The organism is Pseudomonas sp. 1152_12 (assembly GCF_052850675.1).
In genome coordinates this window covers 64,412-81,648 of sequence record NZ_VXCW01000006.1, presented here as the reverse complement: position 1 = coordinate 81,648, position 17,237 = coordinate 64,412, and the positions used below count along the sequence as shown (strand labels likewise).

Here is a 17,237-nt window from a genome sequence, read left to right as displayed (position 1 = left end):
ATTTATGTCATCAGGCCATTCACCGGCCGTTTGGGAGAACCTTGTTCGTATGATTCGCACGCTGCCTGTTCTTTTTGCCTTGCTGTTCGCCGCACCCTTGATGGCCGCGCCCGCCGGACAACAAACGCTGTTCAACTTCGTGCGGCCTGCCGATGTGGTCAAGGTGGCGACCCAAGACGCCAGCCTGCCGCAATACAATGCCGAACAAACCCCCGAAGGCGAAGTGCTGCGCCGCATCACCTTCAACCCGGCGGCCGAACCGAGCCTGATGCTCAGCCCGCAATCCGGTGTCTGGGACTGGTCGCAGTCCGGCGCCATGAGCCTGCGCATCCAAAGCGCCATGGACTGGGCGCTGACGCTCTACGTCAAAGTGCAAAGCACCGACGGCAAAACCCTGGTCAGCCGCGTCGATCTGCCAGCTGGCCCGGCCCAGACCCTACTGATCCCGCTTCAAGCCAATAACCCGCTGAGCCAGGGCATGAGAGCCGGCCCGCCGATGCCGATCACCGTGGATGGCCAGCGCGTATTGCTGGCCGGCAGCGCCGGGGAAATCGACCGCAGCCAAGTGGCGTCGGTCACCCTGTCGATGATCAAGCCGAACGCCGCGCAAAGTATCCTGCTGGAACGCTTCGGGGTGCAGGACAGCGAGCCGGTGCTGAAGGCGGCTTACAGCGAACTGGTGGATGCGTATGGCCAGTCGACCCGCGCGCGCTGGCCGGAAAAGGTCAGCAGCGACGAACAACTCAAGGCCGCAGCAGCCAAAGAGCAGCTACAACTCAAGGGCTGGCTGGCTGAGCGCGACAAGTCTTCCCTGGACCAATACGGCGGCTGGAACAAAGGCCCGGCGTTCGACGCCAGCGGCTTTTTCCGCACCGAAAAGCGCGACGGTCGCTGGTACCTGGTGACGCCGGAAGGCCATCCGTTCTACTCCCTGGGCGTCAACACTGTGGCGCCGGACAACAACCAGACTTATGTGGCCGGTCGCGAGTGGATGTTTTCCGCGCTGCCCCAGGCCGGCGAGCCGTTCGATAAGTACTACGGCAGTGGCGATAACCGTGGCGGCAACGGCGCCGACCAAGGCCGGGGCTTCAATGTAGGGCGTTGGTACGACTTCTATGGCGCCAACCTGCAGCGCGCTTATGGCACTGACGGTTTTGATCAGAAGCGTTGGGTCACGCACACCCTAGACCGTCTGCAAGCCTGGGGTTTCAACACCGTAGGCAACTGGAGCGACGAAGGTTTGGCCCGCGCCGACCGCGTGCCGTACACCTTGGCGCTGTCGATTGTCGGTGACTACGCCAGCATCAGCACCGGCACCGACTGGTGGGGCGGCATGCCCGACCCGTTCGACCCGCGTTTTGCCATGGCCACTGAACGTGCCGTGGCCATTGCTGCTCGCGATCACCGCGACGACCCTTGGCTGATCGGCTTTTTTGCCGACAACGAGCTGGCCTGGGCCGGGCCTGGCGGCGATGCAAAATCCCGTTACGCCTTGGCCTACGGCACGCTGCGCATGACCACCGACGTACCGGCCAAGCGCGCATTCCTCAAACAACTTCGCGATAAGTACCGCAATGAAGACGGCCTGTCTAAGGCTTGGGGCATTCACCTGGCGGGCTGGGAGCTGATGGAAGACCCAGGCTTCGAGCCGCCGATGCCAAACCCTGAGCATCCGGAGATCGAAGCCGACTTCAAATACTTCCAGAAGACCTTCGCCGATGCGTATTTCAAAACCATCTCCGATTCGCTGAAATGGCACGCGCCCAACCAGTTGCTGCTGGGCGGCCGTTATGCCGTGAGCACGCCGGAGGCCGTGGCGTCCTGCGCGCAGTATTGCGATGTGCTGAGTTTCAACATGTATACCCTCAAGCCGCAGGACGGTTATGACTTTAACGCTTTGCACGCGCTGGACAAGCCGGTGCTGATCACCGAGTTCAACTTCGGCTCGGCGGACCGTGGCCCGTTCTGGGGCGGTGTGACGCAATTGGCCAGGGAAGAAGACCGCGGCGCGGCTTACAGCAACTTCCTCAAACATGCCATGGCCGAGCCATCGATCGTCGGCGTGCACTGGTTCCAGTACTTGGACCAACCGGTGACCGGCCGTCTGCTGGATGGTGAGAACGGCCACTTTGGCCTTGTCGGCATCACCGATGTGCCGTTCCTGGGCTTTGTCGACAGCGTGCGTAAAAGCAACCTGGCGGCGGTCGATCAGTTGGGTAAAGAGGCGGAAAAGGCCAAGGCCGCCAGCGTGGTTCGTGAGAGTGAAGGCGGCAGGTCGGGGAGTGCAGGCAAAGGCCCGGGACAGGGCGCCGGACACGCCGGTGGGCACGCTGGAAACGGCCATTGATTTATCGTTGACGGGTTCACAAAACCCCTGATGACTGGAACAATGACGGCCACTTCTTACAGGGTTTTCCGAGGCGGGTCAGGTGCAGATTCAGGGTCATTACGAACTTCAGTTCGAAGCGGTACGGGAAGCGTTCGCCGCGTTGTTTGATGACCCGCAGGAGCGTGGTGCCGGGCTGTGTATCCAGATCGGCGGCGAAACCGTCGTCGACCTATGGGCCGGCACGGCGGACAAGGACGGGGCTGAGGCCTGGCACAGCGACACTATCGTCAACCTGTTCTCCTGTACCAAGACCTTCACTGCCGTTACAGCCCTGCAATTGGTGGCGGAGGGCAAGTTGAAACTCGACGCGCCCGTTGCTGACTATTGGCCAGAGTTTGCGGCGGCCGGTAAAGAAGCCATCACCTTGCGTCAGTTGCTCTGCCACCAGGCCGGGCTGCCGGCGATTCGCGAGATGCTGCCTGCCGAGGCATTGTATGACTGGCAACTGATGGTCGACACCCTGGCCGCCGAAGCTCCATGGTGGACGCCGGGCCAAGGGCATGGCTACGAGGCCATCACTTATGGCTGGCTGATCGGTGAATTGCTGCGCCGCGCCGATGGGCGCGGCCCGGGCGAGTCCATTGTGGCGCGGGTTGCGCGGCCACTGGGGTTGGACTTCCATGTAGGTCTGGCGGATGAAGAGTTTTATCGTGTTGCCCATATAGCGCGCAGCAAAGGCAACATGGGCGATGAAGCTGCGCAACGATTACTGCAAGTAATGATGCGCGAGCCTGCGGCCATGACTACGCGTGCATTTGCCAATCCACCGTCCATTCTGACCAGCACTAATAAGCCCGAATGGCGGCGCATGCAGCAGCCAGCGGCAAATGGTCATGGTAATGCGCGCAGCCTGGCGGGTTTTTATAGTGGCTTGTTGGACGGTAGTTTGCTGGAAAGCGACATGCTCGAACAATTGACCCGCGAACACAGTGTCGGACCGGATAAAACCTTATTGACCCAAACCCGTTTCGGTTTGGGCTGTATGTTGGATCAACCGCAATTGCCCAATGCCACGTTCGGCCTTGGCCCACGTGCGTTTGGCCATCCTGGCGCCGGTGGTTCGGTGGGGTTTGCCGATCCGGAACATGATGTAGCGTTCGGTTTTGCGACTAATACACTGGGGCCTTACGTACTTATGGACCCGCGTGCACAGAAGTTGGTCGGAATATTGGCCGGTTGTCTGTAAAGAGCTTGCTGTTTCACGTTTTTTTGTTACAAAGGCAACTATAAGAAGGCGCTGAACGAAATTTCGTAACTTTAATGTTCTGTAAGCGTCTGTTTAACGGGTCAACCAGACCCCCCCGGTTTTTTCTCATTTTGTGGATATCTCATGTTATCGAACAAGTCCTTGGCACTGGCGCTGTGCCTCACTATTACTGGCTGCGCACAAACTCCACAAAGTGATGCCGAAGGCGGGCACTGGTGGTCATTTGGATCTGACAAGGCTGCTACCAAGGACGCAGTGACCCAAACCAATGCCAAGCCGGATGCTAAACCTGCTGCAGGCGCTAAGCCTGTCGCGCCGGTTGCTGCAGCTGCGGCTCCAGCACCTGCCGCTGCTGCCGCCCCGGTAGCCAAAGCTGACACCGGCTCCAGCTGGTGGCCGTTTTTCTCCAAGAGCGCTGATGAAAAGGCCGCAGATGCCAAGGCTGACCTGAAAGCCGACCTCAAGGCCGCAACGCCGGCTTCGACTCCGGACGCCGCGCCTGCTGTCGCCAAGACCGACACCGAGACCAAATGGTGGTGGCCGTTCGAAAGCAAGCCAAAGCCATTGGCCAAGGTTGACGTGACCAACGTGCCGATGCCGGACCCGAAAATCACCCAAGCCTGGCTGGACGACTATGAGCCGCGCCTGCGCGCTGCGATCAAGGACAGCAACCTGCAACTGGAACGTCGCGACAACGTACTGGTGGTAATTGCTCCGGTAGATGGTTCCTACAACCCGAAACGCCCAGCGATGTTGCTGCCGGTTACCTTGGGGCCATTTACCCGTGTCGCCAAGGCTGTTGAAGCCGATCCCAAGACCGCCGTGCTGGTTCTCGGCCACGTCGACACCAGTGGTGCCGAACCTGTGAGCCAGGCTTTGACCCGCGAGCGCGCGCAGTCCATCGCTTCGATTTTCAGCCTCAGCGGCCTGAAGCAAGATCGCCTCATGCTGCGTGGCATGGGCGACCTTATGCCGCGTGCTGCCAACGACAGTAATCAGGGGCGTGCGCTGAACCGTCGCATGGAAATCATGTTCACTCAGCGTACAACTATGTTGGCCCTGCTGAGCAAGTACAACTCGGGCAAGACACCGCCTGTAGCGGAAATGGTCGCTGTGCAGAATGTTCCTGCTCCGGCGCCAGCTGCAAAAGCGCCGGCGAAAAAGGCATCCGCTGCGAAGAAAACCGCAGCCAAGCCCGTCGCGAAAAAAGCCCCGGCCAAGCCAGCTGCCAAAAAACCAGCCAAAGCCAAAGCCGCGGCACCGGTTGCCAACGACCAGGCGAAAAACTGATCTGCTGAACCAGAAGGATAAAGCCGCATGACCCAGCCACTGGCCGATATGCGCCGTGACTACACACGCGACGGTTTGAGCGAGGCCCAGGCTCCGAGCGAGCCGTTTGCGTTGTTCCACCAGTGGTTCGCTGACGCGGTCAAAACCGAACAGCCACCGGTGGAGGCCAATGCCATGACCTTGGCCACGGTCGACCAGGAGGGGCGTCCGCACTGCCGCATCCTGCTGCTCAAGGGTCTGGATACGCAGGGCTTTACCTTCTTCACCAATTATCAGAGCGCCAAGGGTGAACAGCTCGCGGCGCGGCCTTTTGCGGCCATGACGTTCTTCTGGCCTAGCCTGGAGCGCCAGGTGCGTATCGAAGGGCGGGTGGTCAAGGTCACGCCTGAGGAGTCGGACGCTTATTATCAGGTCCGCCCGTTGGGTAGCCGTCTTGGCGCTTGGGCATCACCGCAGAGCCAGGTCATCCGTGATCGCGAAGAACTGCAGGACTTGCTCAAGGCCACCGAGCAGCGCTTCAGCGATACCCAACCCGACTGCCCTGAGCACTGGGGCGGCTATCGCCTGCTGCCCGAGCGCATTGAGTTTTGGCAGGGCCGCGCCAGCCGCCTGCATGACCGTCTGAACTACCGCCTGCAAGCCGGCGAATGGACTCGTGAGCGCCTCGCGCCCTGAGCTTCACCTTTCGTCACCTTTCCTGAATGCTGTCTGCCGCACCGAGGTCTCTCACTGAGAGGCTTCGGCGTTTTGCTGTGCGACTACAATGATCAACGCTTCCATGACATTATTTGGAGCAGGGTGAGAGCTACCGTTCGTCGAGTTTTCTGGTACTGGCAGTCTGTACTAAGGCTGAATGAAAGCAATTTTCTGACGTGCTTGCCGTGACAGGCGCCAAGCTGCGGCGTCTAATGAATACCTGTCCTTTGGAGTTGATGCTATGCGTAAGTCCGTTTTACTAGTTGCCTGCTTTACCACCCTGTCGTTGTTGTTGGGTGGCTGCGCCTCGAGTCTGACCGGCGACTCGTACTCCCGTGACGAGGCGCGCCGTGTACAAACCGTTCGCATGGGCACCATTGAATCCCTGCGCCCGGTGAAAATCGAAGGCACCAAGACCCCAATCGGCGGCGCTGCTGGCGCGGTCATCGGCGGCGTTGGCGGCAGCGCCATTGGCGGCGGCCGTGGCAGTATCGTCACCGCTGTGATCGGTGCCGTAGCCGGCGGCCTGCTCGGCTCCGCCACCGAAGAAGGCCTGACCCGTACCCAAGGTGTGGAAATCACCGTTCGCGAAGACGACGGCAGCATGCGCGCCTACGTACAAGCCGTGCAGGAAAATGAAATCTTCCGCATTGGCGACCGCGTGCGCATCATGACCGTTAACGGCACCAGCCGCGTTACGCGTTAAGCGGCGGTTGTAGAAACACAAAACCCCAACCGGGTCACCGCTTGGGGTTTTTTATGACCTGTGATCTTCCAAAAAACGCAGGCAATAAAAAACCGCCTTAGTAAGGCGGTTTTCTATTGCAAACTCAGTTTGCGGCTGAGGTTGCATACTCACAGGAGACAATGACCTGTAGCCAAAAGCCCAGGTGTTCCGGTAAGTAGGCTGGAGGTAAGGCCCAGCTCATGGAGGGCTGAGTATGTCGAAATTTGCCTGTGGCGAGGGAGCAAGCGCCCTCGCCACAGAGACTGCGCTCGGCCAGGCATTGTGAAGTTTAAAGCCGCCCTTCAAACCTGAAAGTGCTTCACCATCGTGTTCAATTCATACGCCAGGCTGGCCAGGGATTGCGAGGCGGCCGTCGTTTGGGTGGAGCCTTGCGCCGACTGAACCGACAGCTGCTGAATGTTCAGCAAATTGCGATCGACTGCCCGAGCAACGTCTGCCTGCTCCGCCGCCGCCGTGGTAATCACCAGGTTGCGATCGTTGATCTCATCGTTGGCCGCCAGAATATCTGCCAGCGCTTGTTGCGCCAGCTCGGCCAAGGCCAGGGTCTGCTGGGTCATGCTACTGCTGTCGAGCATAGTGCTGACGGTACTGGCCGTATTGGTCTGAATACTGCCGATCATCTGCTCGATTTCTTGAGTTGATTGGGCGGTGCGATGGGCCAGGGCGCGCACTTCATCAGCGACCACGGCGAAACCACGCCCGGCTTCACCGGCGCGAGCAGCTTCGATGGCGGCGTTCAGCGCCAACAGATTGGTTTGTTCGGCAATGGTGCGGATCACATCGAGTACCTTGCCGATTCCCTTGGCCTGTTCAGCCAGGCCGCCAACTTGCCCGGAGCTGACTTCAACACCACGGGTCAGGGCCTGGATCGAATTCAACGCCTCGACCATGCGCTGCTGGCCTTTCAACGCAATGCTGCGTGACTCCTGCGAAAGGTCTGAGGTCGAGGCCGCATTGCGCGCGACCTCTTCAATCGCGGTGGTCATCTCGGTGACGGCGGTGGCCGCCTGCTCGATCTCCCCGTGTTGCTGCTGCAGGTCGCGGCTACCTTCGGCGGTGACGGCATTAAGCTCTTCTGCGGCGGCGGCCAGTTGGCTGGATGATCCGGTAATCTGCCGCAGGGTCTGCACCAGGTTATTGCGCATGGTTTCTTGCGCGCGGAGCAGGCGGGTAGCCTCATCGTTGCCCGTGGGGGTGATGGGCTGGGTGAGGTCGCCCTTGGCAATCGTTTCGGCCACCTTTACCGCTTCCATGATCGGCCCGGTAATGCTTCGGGTCAGTAACCACGCCACCAAGACAGTGCCAGCACTCACCAGCAGGATGACGATCGCGATACCGTTCACAGCATGCTGGTAAGCGTCTTCGGACATACGTCCGGCCTGTTCTGCGCCTTTGTTGGCGAGGTCTATCAGTTGGTCGAAGTTCTTGGTCATCTGCTCATAGCTTTCTCGAATGCTGTTGAGAAAGTCGCGGGCGCCAGCTTTGTCGCCTGAGCGTGAGCGCTTGAGCATCTCGATGTGGTTCTTGGCATAGCCCTCCAGGCTCTGGTTGAACGCGTCGAGGCGTGACTTTTCCTCGGCGGTGCGCAGTAGTCCTGCATATTGAACCATCTGCTCCTTCACAGCTTTCAAGCGGCCTGCGGATTTGTCTTCATAGGTCTGCATATCCGCATCGCTTGAGGACAGGATGTGCGCCATTTCTCCGAGGCGAAAACGATCGAGTGAAGCATTCGCCAAGGCCAGTAGTCTGACGCGCTGCATCCAATTGTTTTGAATGTCTGTCGCCTGGGACTGAACTTCGCCAATCTGCTTGAGGGCGAACAGGCCGAGAAACACACTCAGTGACGCAATAGCGGCGAAGCCGATGAAGGCTCTGGCTGCGATTCTTATATTTCTCAGGAACATAGGCTTGGCGCTCGGGCTGTAAACGCGTTGGGGAGCAAGGTCGGGCGGGTATCCCAGGCCGGGACGGTGAAATCGCCATAACAGCTAGTCGGCGCGAGGATGAAAGTCTTTAGGCCGCGCAGGCGGATTGCTGGCTAAACGTAGGCAGCGGAACTAGAAAACCCCAACCGGATGACCGATTGGGGTTTTTGGGGTGTTTCAGAGGCTCAGGCTTTTTTGCGACTCGCCATCGCCGTTACTGCATAACCAATACAAGCCGCCAGGATCGACCCGGTGAGGATGCCCATTCTATCTTCACCCGCGAACTCGCTGGCGCCCGGCACAAAGGCCAGGGAGCCGACAAACAGGCTCATGGTGAAGCCGATACCGCACAGGATCGCCACCCCGAACACCTGGCCCCAGTTCGCACCACTGGGCAGGGCAGCAAGGCCCGTCTTGATCGCGAACCAGGTAAGGCCGAACACGCCGACGGTTTTGCCGATCAGCAGGCCAGCAGCGATACCCAGAGGCACATGATGGGTGAAACTCTCCAGGCTGACGCCGGTGAGGGACACGCCGGCGTTGGCGAACGCGAACAGCGGCAGGATAGCGTAGGCCACCCACGGGTGCAGGGCGTGTTCCAGCGTCATCAACGGCGAGGTCTCGGCATTCTTAGTGCGCATCGGAATGCAGAAGGCCAGAGTTACCCCGGCCAGCGTGGCGTGCACACCACTCTTGAGCACGCACACCCACAGGATCATGCCGATGATCAGGTAGGGCCCGAGTTTGATCACGCCCAGGCGGTTCATCGCGATCAAAGCAATCAGGCAAGCGCCTGCACCCGCCAGGGCGGCGCCCGACAAGTCGGCTGAATAGAACACGGCGATGACGATGATTGCACCGAGGTCATCGATAATGGCCAAGGTCATCAAGAACAGCTTCAGCGACACTGGAACCCGCTTGCCCAGCAGCGCCAACACACCCAAGGCGAAAGCAATGTCGGTAGCCATTGGGATAGCCCAGCCGGAGAGCGCCGCCGGGAAGTCCTTGTTGATCGCCCAGTAGATCAGCGCCGGTACGACCATGCCGCCAATGGCCGCAGCACCTGGCAACACCACTTGCGAGGGCTTGGACAGGTGGCCGTCGAGCAACTCGCGCTTAACTTCCAGGCCGATCAGCAGGAAGAACAGGGCCATCAGGCCGTCGTTGATCCACAGCAGGGCGGGTTTAGCGATTTTCAGCGCACCAATTTGTGCCACCACCGGTACGTCGAGGAAGGCGTTGTACAGGTGCGACAACGGTGAATTGTTGATGATCAGCGCCAAGGCGGCAGCGGCGATCAACAATAGGCCGCTGGCGGCTTCCAGCTGGAAGAAACGGGTGAAAGTGCTACGCAGAGGCAAGGGACGCTCTCCAATCCAGGTTCAATAAGTGGCTACCCTAACCCGTACTGTTAGTTGTTAAAACAAAAGTTATATTCTTATTTGTTATAAACGGCAGGTCGCCTTGGCACTGCAGCAAAGCCTAGCAATTGTGCGTCTATTTGAGTCGTCACTGTATCTGTGTGCAGTTTAGGAAAACCCCTAAAATCAAGGCTGAAATCTTTAGAGACGCACCTTATGAGTGACCACCGTACCTGGGCCCGCGAAGCCATTCGTATCATCGAAGCGGACTTCCAGCGTAGTGCCGACACGCATCTGATTCCTTTGCCATTACCGGGGTTGCCGGGTATCGAGTTGTACTTCAAGGACGAGTCTAGCCACCCCACCGGCAGCCTCAAGCATCGGCTGGCGCGTTCACTGTTTCTGTATGCGCTGTGTAATGGCTGGCTCAAACCAGGCGCGCCGGTTATCGAAGCTTCCAGCGGTTCTACAGCGATTTCGGAGGCGTACTTTGCGCGTTTGCTTGGCCTGCCGTTTATCGCGGTGATGCCAGCCACGACGTCCCAATCGAAGATCGATCAGATCGCCTTTTACGGTGGAAAGAGCCATTTAGTAAAGGATCCGACCCAGATCTACGCCGAGTCCGAACGGTTAGCGCAGGAAAGTGGCGGTCACTTTATGGACCAATTCACCTATGCCGAACGTGCTACCGACTGGCGGGCGAACAACAACATCGCCGAGTCGATCTTCCAGCAGATGCGTTTTGAGCATTACCCTGAGCCGAGCTGGTTGATTTCCAGCCCCGGCACCGGCGGCACCACGGCGACCCTGGGGCGTTATGTACGCTATCGCCAGCATTGCACCCGCGTGCTGTGTGCCGATGCCGAGCGTTCGGTGTTCTTTGACTTCTACCAGAGCGGCGACGCCAGCCTGCGTCTGGAGTGTGGCTCGCGCATCGAGGGGATCGGCCGGCCACGGGTCGAGGCGAGTTTTTTGCCTAAGGTGATTGATGCGATGGTCAAGGTGCCGGACGCCTTGTCACTGGCGGCCATGCATTACCTGGCCGAGCGGCTTGGGCGGCGGGTGGGTGGTTCGAGTGGGACTAACTTGATCGGCGCGTTAGTGGCGGCGCAGCAGATGAAAGCGGCGGGGGAGACGGGGTCGATCGTGGCGATCTTGTGTGATGGTGGTGAACGGTATGCCACCACGTATTACGATCAGCAGTGGCTCACAGAGCAAGGCTACGAACTGGGCGGATTGATCGCGGCCGTTGCGGCGAGTGTTGAACAGGGCGAACCACTGCCGCAAAGCGTTTTACGCGCCAACATCTGAAACACCACAAGACCCAATGTGGGAGTGAGCAAGCCTGCTTCCACATTGGAACTGCGGTATTTTCAGCTTTTGCGTCAGGCTTCGATGCCCAACATATCCCGCGCCAACGCCTCGGCTATCCGAATCCCGTCAACGCCTGCCGACAAAATCCCACCGGCATAACCTGCGCCTTCTCCGGCCGGGAACAAACCTTTAACGTTCAAGCTCTGCATCGACTCGTTACGCGTAATCCGCAGCGGCGACGAGGTGCGCGTCTCGATACCCGTCAGTACCGCATCGTGCAGCGAGTAGCCCTTGATCTGCTTCTCGAACGCGGGCAGCGCTTCACGAATGGCTTCGATGGCGAAGTCCGGCAAGGCCAGGGCCAAGTCCCCCATCAACACCCCTGGCTTGTATGACGGTTCCACGCTGCCAATGGCCGTGGACGGCGTGCCAGCGATGAAATCGCCCACCAGTTGTGCGGGCGCCTCGTAGTTGCTGCCACCGAGGATATAAGCGTGGGACTCCAGACGCTCCTGTAACTCGATGCCGGCCAGCGGGCCACCCGGGTAGTCCACTTCAGGCGTGATGCCGACCACGATGCCGGAGTTGGCATTGCGTTCGTTACGCGAGTATTGGCTCATGCCGTTAGTCACGACGCGGTTCGGCTCGGAGGTAGCCGCCACCACCGTGCCGCCGGGGCACATGCAGAAGCTGTAGACCGAGCGGCCGTTCTTGGCGTGGTGCACCAGTTTGTAGTCGGCCGCACCCAGTTTCGGGTGCCCGGCATATTTGCCCAGGCGTGCAGCGTCGATCAGCGATTGCGGGTGTTCAATGCGAAAGCCCACCGAGAACGGCTTGGCCTCCATGTACACGCCACGTCCGTGCAGCATGCGGAACGTGTCGCGGGCGCTGTGGCCCAGGGCCAGGATCACGTGCTTGGAGAGGATCTGCTCGCCGCCGTCGATCACCACGCCATTCAACTGGCCTTCTTCGATCAGCACGTCGGTAACGCGCTGTTCGAAACGCACTTCACCGCCCAGGGCGATGATTTGCTGGCGCATGTTTTCCACCACGCCGGTCAGGCGGAAGGTACCAATGTGTGGCTTGCTGACGTAGAGGATTTCTTCTGGCGCGCCAGCTTTGACGAACTCGTGCAGCACTTTGCGACCGTGGAATTTAGGGTCCTTGATCTGGCTGTAGAGTTTGCCGTCGGAGAAGGTCCCGGCGCCGCCTTCGCCGAACTGCACGTTGGACTCAGGGTTGAGTACGTTTTTGCGCCACAGGCCCCAGGTGTCTTTGGTGCGCTGACGCACTTCTTTGCCGCGCTCGAGGATGATCGGCTTGAAGCCCATCTGCGCAAGCAGCAGCCCGGCGAAGATCCCGCACGGGCCAAAACCCACCACGATCGGGCGTTCGACCAGGCCTTGTGGCGCCTGGCCCACCACCTTGTAGCTGACGTCCGGCGCCGGATTGATGTTGCGATCATCGGCGAATTTGAGCAGCAAGGCGGCTTCGCCCTTCACGTTCAGGTCGACGGTGTAGATGAAGCACAGCTCCGACGATTTTTTGCGGGCATCGTAACTGCGCTTGAACAGGGTGAAATCGAGCAGGTCATCACTGGCGATGCCCAGGCGCTGCACGATGGCAGGGCGCAGGTCTTCTTCGGGATGGTCGATGGGCAGCTTGAGTTCGGTGATTCGTAACATGACGGGATCCGGTAGGCGGCGGACAAAAAGGCCGGCTGTTTTGCAAACCGGCGATTATAAGCCCCAATGGTGGTTTTCCGTCAGGTTAAAACAGCGCAGTGCTGAATCAGTCGTCGCGTGAACCGCCAAATGCTGCGCAACCACGCTGGACCTGGCCGTTGACCCGCAACTCGGCAGTCATGTGTTGCAGGCTGTCGCTGACGCTGTCGATGCAGCGCTGTGGGGCGACCCACAGTTCTATGCGCTGGTTATTGGCTTCGGTCATCAGGTTGAAACGGCCGTCGCCCAGTTGCTCTTCTACAAAGGGTACTGCGAGTGGCGGTTGGCCTTCGCGTTCCAGCACCATGCCCTTGGCGGTGACGTTCATGGCCCAGGCGGGTTTATGACCGTTGGCCCGCAGAACCATGCGTTTGAAGTCCGGGTCGTTGCAGGCTGAGGTCGAACGTTCCATGCGATAGAGCTGTTGCAGGTCCACCGAACCCTGGGTACCGCTGGCAACTCCGGAGAATTTGCCACGTAAATCGGCAAACAGCGCACCTTGCTGACCAGCCAAGGAAGCGGCTTCCTGCAGGATGCTGGTGCCGCCCGTGTCGTTGACCACGTAGTTGCGTTTGTCACCGCAAGGCTGGAACAACAGCTTGCCGCCGACTGCGGTCAGCTCACCCTGCATGCGCGTCAGCCCCGCAGTAGAGGGTTTGGCCGGCTCGCTCTCGAACATCTGGCAGGCGGTGAACAGGGGCAGCAAGGCAAACAGAGCTAGGGTACGGGCGGCGCGCATTTATCGGGTCTCCAAACAAGTGCCGCCACGTTACGCAGGCTGACGCCGCACCACAAGCCCGCTGGCCAGCTTCAGGTGTTTCTTACAGAAGGTGCATTCAACTGACGATAAAGGTCTGGCCGGTCTGCAGGCCCTCGACACTTTTCGCGTAAGCCAATGCCACATCGGCGCCCGGAGCAGGTTTGTAGCCACGGAAATACGGCGCGTAGCTGCCCATGGCCTCCAGAAGGACTGTCGGGCTAACGGAGTTGACGCGCAGGCCGCGTGACAATTCGATCGCTGCCGCTTTGACGAAAGCATCAATCGCGCCATTGACCAGCGCGGCCGAGGCGCCGGTGCGGATCGGGTCACGGTTGAGAATGCCGCTGGTGAACGTGAACGAGGCGCCGTCGTTGGCATACTCACGGCCGATCAGCAGCAGGTTGACCTGGCCCATCAGTTTGTCGCGCAGGCCCAGTTCAAAATCGCTTTCGCTCATGTCACCCAGCGCTACGAAATTCACGCTGCCCGCCGCGCACACCAGAGCGTCAAAGGTGCCGGTCTGTTCGAACAGCTTACGGATCGAGGCGCTGTCGCTGATATCCACCTGGAAGTCACCACTGGTGCGACCAATGCTGATCACTTCGTGACGCTGAGCCAGTTCCGCCTTGACTGCCGAGCCGACTGTGCCGCTGGCACCAATCAATAGGATTTTCATCGTGCGGTTCCTCCAAGGGTAAGTGAAGGTTCAGTCTAGTGTGGCTTTTCAGGTGGATAAACGCGCTAATAGGCAACCTTTGGTTCTCAATTGGAAACAATCCATGAGCGAGATGGATGACCTGGCGGCCTTTGCGGTACTGATCGAAGCTGGCAGTTTCACTGTCGCGGCCGAACAACTGGGGTGCAGCAAGGGCCAGTTGTCCAAGCGCATCAGTCAGCTGGAAGCGCAGTTTTCCGTGCTGCTGTTGCACCGCACCACCCGCAAGCTCAGCCTTACCGCAGCCGGTGCGGCATTGTTGCCCCAGGCCCAGGCGCTGATGGTACAAGTGGAGCGCGCCCGTCAGGCATTGGCGCGGCTGAAGGACGACTTGGCCGGGCCGGTGCGTATGACGGTTCCGGTTTCGTTAGGGGAAACCTTCTTTGATGGCTTGCTGCTGGAGTTTTCGAAGCAATACCCGCAGGTGCAGATCGAGCTGGAATTGAACAACAGCTACCGAGACCTGGCACGCGACGGCTTTGACTTAGGTGTACGTTTGGGGGCTATCGAAAACGAGCGGCTGGTGGCCAAGCCCCTGCTGGCCTGGCACGAGATGACCTGCGCCAGCCCGGCCTACCTGGAGCAACATGGCGAGCCGCTGACCCCGGCGGATCTGGCCACCCATGCCTGCTTGCTCAACAGCCACTACAGCGGGCGTGAAGAATGGCTGTATCACCAGCAGCATGAGCTGCTGCGCGTGCGGGTCACTGGCACATTTGCCTCCAACCACTACAACCTGTTGAAAAAAGCAGCGCTGGTCGGTGCCGGTATCGCCCGCCTGCCGTCCTACGTATTACCTGCCGAACTGGCTGACGGTCGATTGCGCTGGCTCCTGCGTGATTATCAGACGCGGAGCATGCCGATGTACCTGGTTCACCCTTATCAGGGCGGCTTGCCGCGCCGCACCCAGGTACTGGCCGATTACCTGGTGGATTGGTTCAAGCGCAGCGGCGAAGCCCTGGATCGGCTTCAGCGGTAGCGGCGTGAGATCAGGTGGTCGATGGACACGCGGCCCGGGCCCTTGGCGACCAACAGCAGCAACACGGCGATCCAGGTGCCGTGGGTTGGGTAGGCGTCCGGGTAAACGAAGAGTTGAATGGTCAGGGTCATACCGATCAGGGCCAGCGCCGAGAAGCGTGTCGCAAAGCCCACCAGGATCAGCACCGGGAAAAAGTGCTCGGCAAACGCGGCCATGTGCGCGGCTACTTCCGGTGACAGCAAGGGCACGTGATATTCACTGCGAAACAGCGGCAAGGTTGACGCGGCCAGTCGCGGTTCGCCGAGTTGGAAGGTGCCGCTGATCAGGTCGATGGCAAAGCCTTCCACCTTGGTTTGCCCGGACTTCCAGAACACGGCTGCAATGGAAAAACGTGCGAGAAATGCGATCAAGCTGTAGGGGATTTTCTCGAGCAGTGCGATAGCGCGTCTAACCAGGCAAGAAGGGGAGGTGTTCATGGCGATACCTTTTGTTCTGAGTGCAAATGAGTAATGGCGTCGTGGCTGATCAGCAGGGTCAGGCATTGGTGCAGGTCGAATTCGGCTGAGGCTTGCACGGCCTGTTCCACCGCCATTTCCAGCGGTATGCCCTGCTTCAGGCTGTCGATAAACGCGACTGAGCCCCTGTCGATGGCGAACACTTTGACCGCCAAGCCTTGGCGCAACACCAGCGCGCTTTGGGCGTGCCAGGGATTCAAGGTGGCCACTGCGCCTTCTGTCTGGTGCGCAGCCCAAACGGCCACTACCGCGTAGCTGGAATTCAAGGTGGCCAGGGAGGGATGCAGGTGCAGGCGCAATTTCCCCAGTTCTGTTTGGCCTTGCAGCGCTTGAAGAATGGCTTGCTGGTCCAGCGGTTGGCTATCCGCCGCGTGATAGGCGCGCACCCGCAAGCGCTCGAACCGTGCGACATCGGCCAGATAGGGCACGCTGGCGGCTGGCTCAAAGTCCTGAATGAAGGCTGCGAACGCACTGCCGTACTCGTTGATTAGTGGGCTGGTAGGCGGGCACGTCCGTACAAACAGGCCAGCCATGGCGCTAAAAAACTCATCGCCGACTAATTGCAAGGTCACGGGGTAAGCCGTCGCCAGCGCGTTGATCAATGAACTGTGGACATTGTTGCGGTACACCGCAAAACGACTGGCGGGGTCGGCACCGTTGCTGCTGAACAGAGCGTCGGGACAGGGCTGGTCGGGCGCGAGCAACGCAGTAGTAAACGTAGCGTGATGGCTCATACGTTCACCTGTGACAAGTAACCGTCGGCCTGTTGGGCTTCGGCGTGCAGCACACGGAAAGCCGGCACCTGGTTATCCCGCTCGATCAGCGTGGCCACTGGCCCGGTGCGTGTGAGGACCTGTTCGTACAGCTGCCATACGGCGTTATCGATCGGTGCGCCATGATCATCGATCAGCAGGCGGTCACCAAGGCTGTCAGTGTCTTCGGCGAAACCGGCTAGATGAATCTCTCCCACTGCGCCCAATGGCAGCGCGTCGATGTAGGAAAGTGGATCGCGCTGGTGATTGATGCACGACACATAGACGTTGTTGACGTCCAACAGCAGGCCGCAGCCGGTACGCTGGATGATTGCACTGATAAAGTCCGTCTCGTCCAACGTGGAGTGTTGGAATTGCAGGTAAGTCGACGGGTTCTCCAGCAGCATCGGACGTTTGAGCGTGCTTTGCACCTGGTCGATGTGTTCGCACACCCGTTTCAGGGTGGCGGCATCATAAGCCAAGGGCAGCAAGTCGTTGAGAAACACCGGGCCGTGGCTGGACCAGGCCAGGTGTTCGGAAAAAGAGTGGGGTTGATAACGTTCGATCAGCGTAGCCAACCGTGCCAGGTGCTCACGGTTCAACGGGCCTTCGCCGCCGATGGACAGACCCACGCCGTGCAACGACAGTGGGTACTGCTCGCGGATCAACCCCAGGTAATGGTGGAACGGGCCGCCGGCGACCATGTAGTTTTCGGCGTGCACTTCAAAAAAACCGATGTCGGGCGAGGTCTCGAGCACTTCGATGAAGTGCTCGTTCTTCAGCCCCAGCCCGGACCTGTAAGGGAGGCCGGGCACCTGAGCCGGTGAGACCGTGTGTTGGGGAAAAAGCGTCATCATCAGTA

Annotated in this window: 15 protein-coding genes and 1 pseudogene; 7 read left to right on the top strand and 9 right to left on the bottom strand. The window is 59.7% G+C overall.

What is annotated here, in order from left to right:
- Nucleotides 1-49 precede the first annotated feature (49 nt).
- From FW764_RS12835 to FW764_RS12815, 5 genes are all read left to right on the top strand, one after another.
- The gene (locus FW764_RS12835; protein ID WP_446434245.1) at nt 50-2,347 is read left to right on the top strand and encodes a beta-galactosidase; all 2,298 of its coding nucleotides are present in this window, start codon (nt 50-52) and stop codon (nt 2,345-2,347) included.
- Nucleotides 2,348-2,429: 82 nt separating this feature from the next.
- Complete coding sequence (locus FW764_RS12830) at nt 2,430-3,575, top strand: serine hydrolase domain-containing protein (protein WP_446434244.1); 1,146 nt, start codon at nt 2,430-2,432, stop codon at nt 3,573-3,575.
- Between the two features lie 144 nt (nt 3,576-3,719).
- Nucleotides 3,720-4,886 carry an OmpA family protein gene (locus FW764_RS12825; RefSeq protein ID WP_446434243.1) on the top strand — a complete coding sequence of 389 codons (1,167 nt, stop codon included), beginning with the start codon at nt 3,720-3,722 and terminating at the stop codon, nt 4,884-4,886.
- Nucleotides 4,887-4,913: 27 nt separating this feature from the next.
- Nucleotides 4,914-5,561, top strand: coding sequence for a pyridoxamine 5'-phosphate oxidase (pdxH, locus tag FW764_RS12820; protein ID WP_446434242.1), 648 nt, complete (start codon nt 4,914-4,916; stop codon nt 5,559-5,561).
- 262 nt (nt 5,562-5,823) lie between these two features.
- Nucleotides 5,824-6,288, top strand: coding sequence for a glycine zipper 2TM domain-containing protein (locus tag FW764_RS12815; RefSeq protein WP_016970370.1), 465 nt, complete (start codon nt 5,824-5,826; stop codon nt 6,286-6,288).
- Nucleotides 6,289-6,611: 323 nt separating this feature from the next.
- On the opposite strand, the gene FW764_RS12810 is transcribed toward FW764_RS12815, so the two are convergent.
- The 3 genes and pseudogenes from FW764_RS12810 to nhaA form a co-directional block, all read right to left on the bottom strand.
- On the bottom strand, nt 6,612-7,220 hold the full coding sequence (locus tag FW764_RS12810) for a methyl-accepting chemotaxis protein (protein ID WP_446434496.1): 609 nt from the start codon (nt 7,218-7,220) through the stop codon (nt 6,612-6,614).
- Nucleotides 7,221-7,469: 249 nt separating this feature from the next.
- Nucleotides 7,470-8,234: pseudogene (locus tag FW764_RS12805) on the bottom strand (MCP four helix bundle domain-containing protein); the annotation flags it as partial.
- A gap of 206 nt (nt 8,235-8,440) precedes the next feature.
- Nucleotides 8,441-9,616: a Na+/H+ antiporter NhaA gene (nhaA, locus tag FW764_RS12800; RefSeq protein WP_446434241.1), complete on the bottom strand. Its 1,176-nt coding sequence runs from the start codon at nt 9,614-9,616 to the stop codon at nt 8,441-8,443.
- Between the two features lie 216 nt (nt 9,617-9,832).
- On the opposite strand from nhaA, the gene FW764_RS12795 reads away from it, so the two are divergent.
- Complete coding sequence (locus FW764_RS12795; protein ID WP_446434240.1) at nt 9,833-10,927, top strand: PLP-dependent cysteine synthase family protein; 1,095 nt, start codon at nt 9,833-9,835, stop codon at nt 10,925-10,927.
- A 74-nt stretch (nt 10,928-11,001) separates the two neighbouring features.
- Here FW764_RS12795 and FW764_RS12790 read toward each other — a convergent pair whose 3' ends face one another.
- The 3 genes from FW764_RS12790 to FW764_RS12780 all read right to left on the bottom strand — a co-directional run bounded on the left by FW764_RS12790 (nt 11,002) and on the right by FW764_RS12780 (nt 14,090).
- A complete protein-coding gene (locus FW764_RS12790) occupies nt 11,002-12,615 on the bottom strand; it encodes an NAD(P)/FAD-dependent oxidoreductase (protein WP_446434239.1) in 1,614 nt (537 codons plus the stop codon).
- Between the two features lie 106 nt (nt 12,616-12,721).
- A complete protein-coding gene (locus FW764_RS12785; protein WP_446434238.1) occupies nt 12,722-13,393 on the bottom strand; it encodes a COG3650 family protein in 672 nt (223 codons plus the stop codon).
- A 97-nt stretch (nt 13,394-13,490) separates the two neighbouring features.
- Nucleotides 13,491-14,090 (bottom strand): short chain dehydrogenase, encoded by a 600-nt coding sequence (locus FW764_RS12780; protein ID WP_446434237.1) that lies wholly within the window; start codon nt 14,088-14,090, stop codon nt 13,491-13,493.
- A gap of 103 nt (nt 14,091-14,193) precedes the next feature.
- Here FW764_RS12780 and FW764_RS12775 point away from each other — a divergent pair, with 103 nt between their 5' ends.
- Entirely contained in the window at nt 14,194-15,108 is a 915-nt protein-coding gene (locus tag FW764_RS12775) for a LysR family transcriptional regulator (RefSeq protein ID WP_446434236.1), read from the top strand.
- Here the strand turns inward: FW764_RS12775 and FW764_RS12770 are convergent.
- The 3 genes from FW764_RS12770 to bufB are packed head-to-tail and all read right to left on the bottom strand — an operon-like array spanning nt 15,099 to nt 17,232.
- Nucleotides 15,099-15,584 carry a DoxX family protein gene (locus FW764_RS12770; protein WP_446434235.1) on the bottom strand — a complete coding sequence of 162 codons (486 nt, stop codon included), beginning with the start codon at nt 15,582-15,584 and terminating at the stop codon, nt 15,099-15,101. The genes FW764_RS12775 and FW764_RS12770 overlap by 10 nt on opposite strands.
- Nucleotides 15,581-16,357, bottom strand: coding sequence for an HvfC/BufC N-terminal domain-containing protein (locus FW764_RS12765; protein WP_446434234.1), 777 nt, complete (start codon nt 16,355-16,357; stop codon nt 15,581-15,583). Before FW764_RS12765 ends, FW764_RS12770 begins: the two co-directional genes overlap by 4 nt.
- A complete protein-coding gene (bufB, locus tag FW764_RS12760) occupies nt 16,354-17,232 on the bottom strand; it encodes an MNIO family bufferin maturase (RefSeq protein ID WP_446434233.1) in 879 nt (292 codons plus the stop codon). The genes FW764_RS12765 and bufB overlap by 4 nt, the downstream gene beginning before the upstream one ends.
- Nucleotides 17,233-17,237 lie beyond the last annotated feature (5 nt).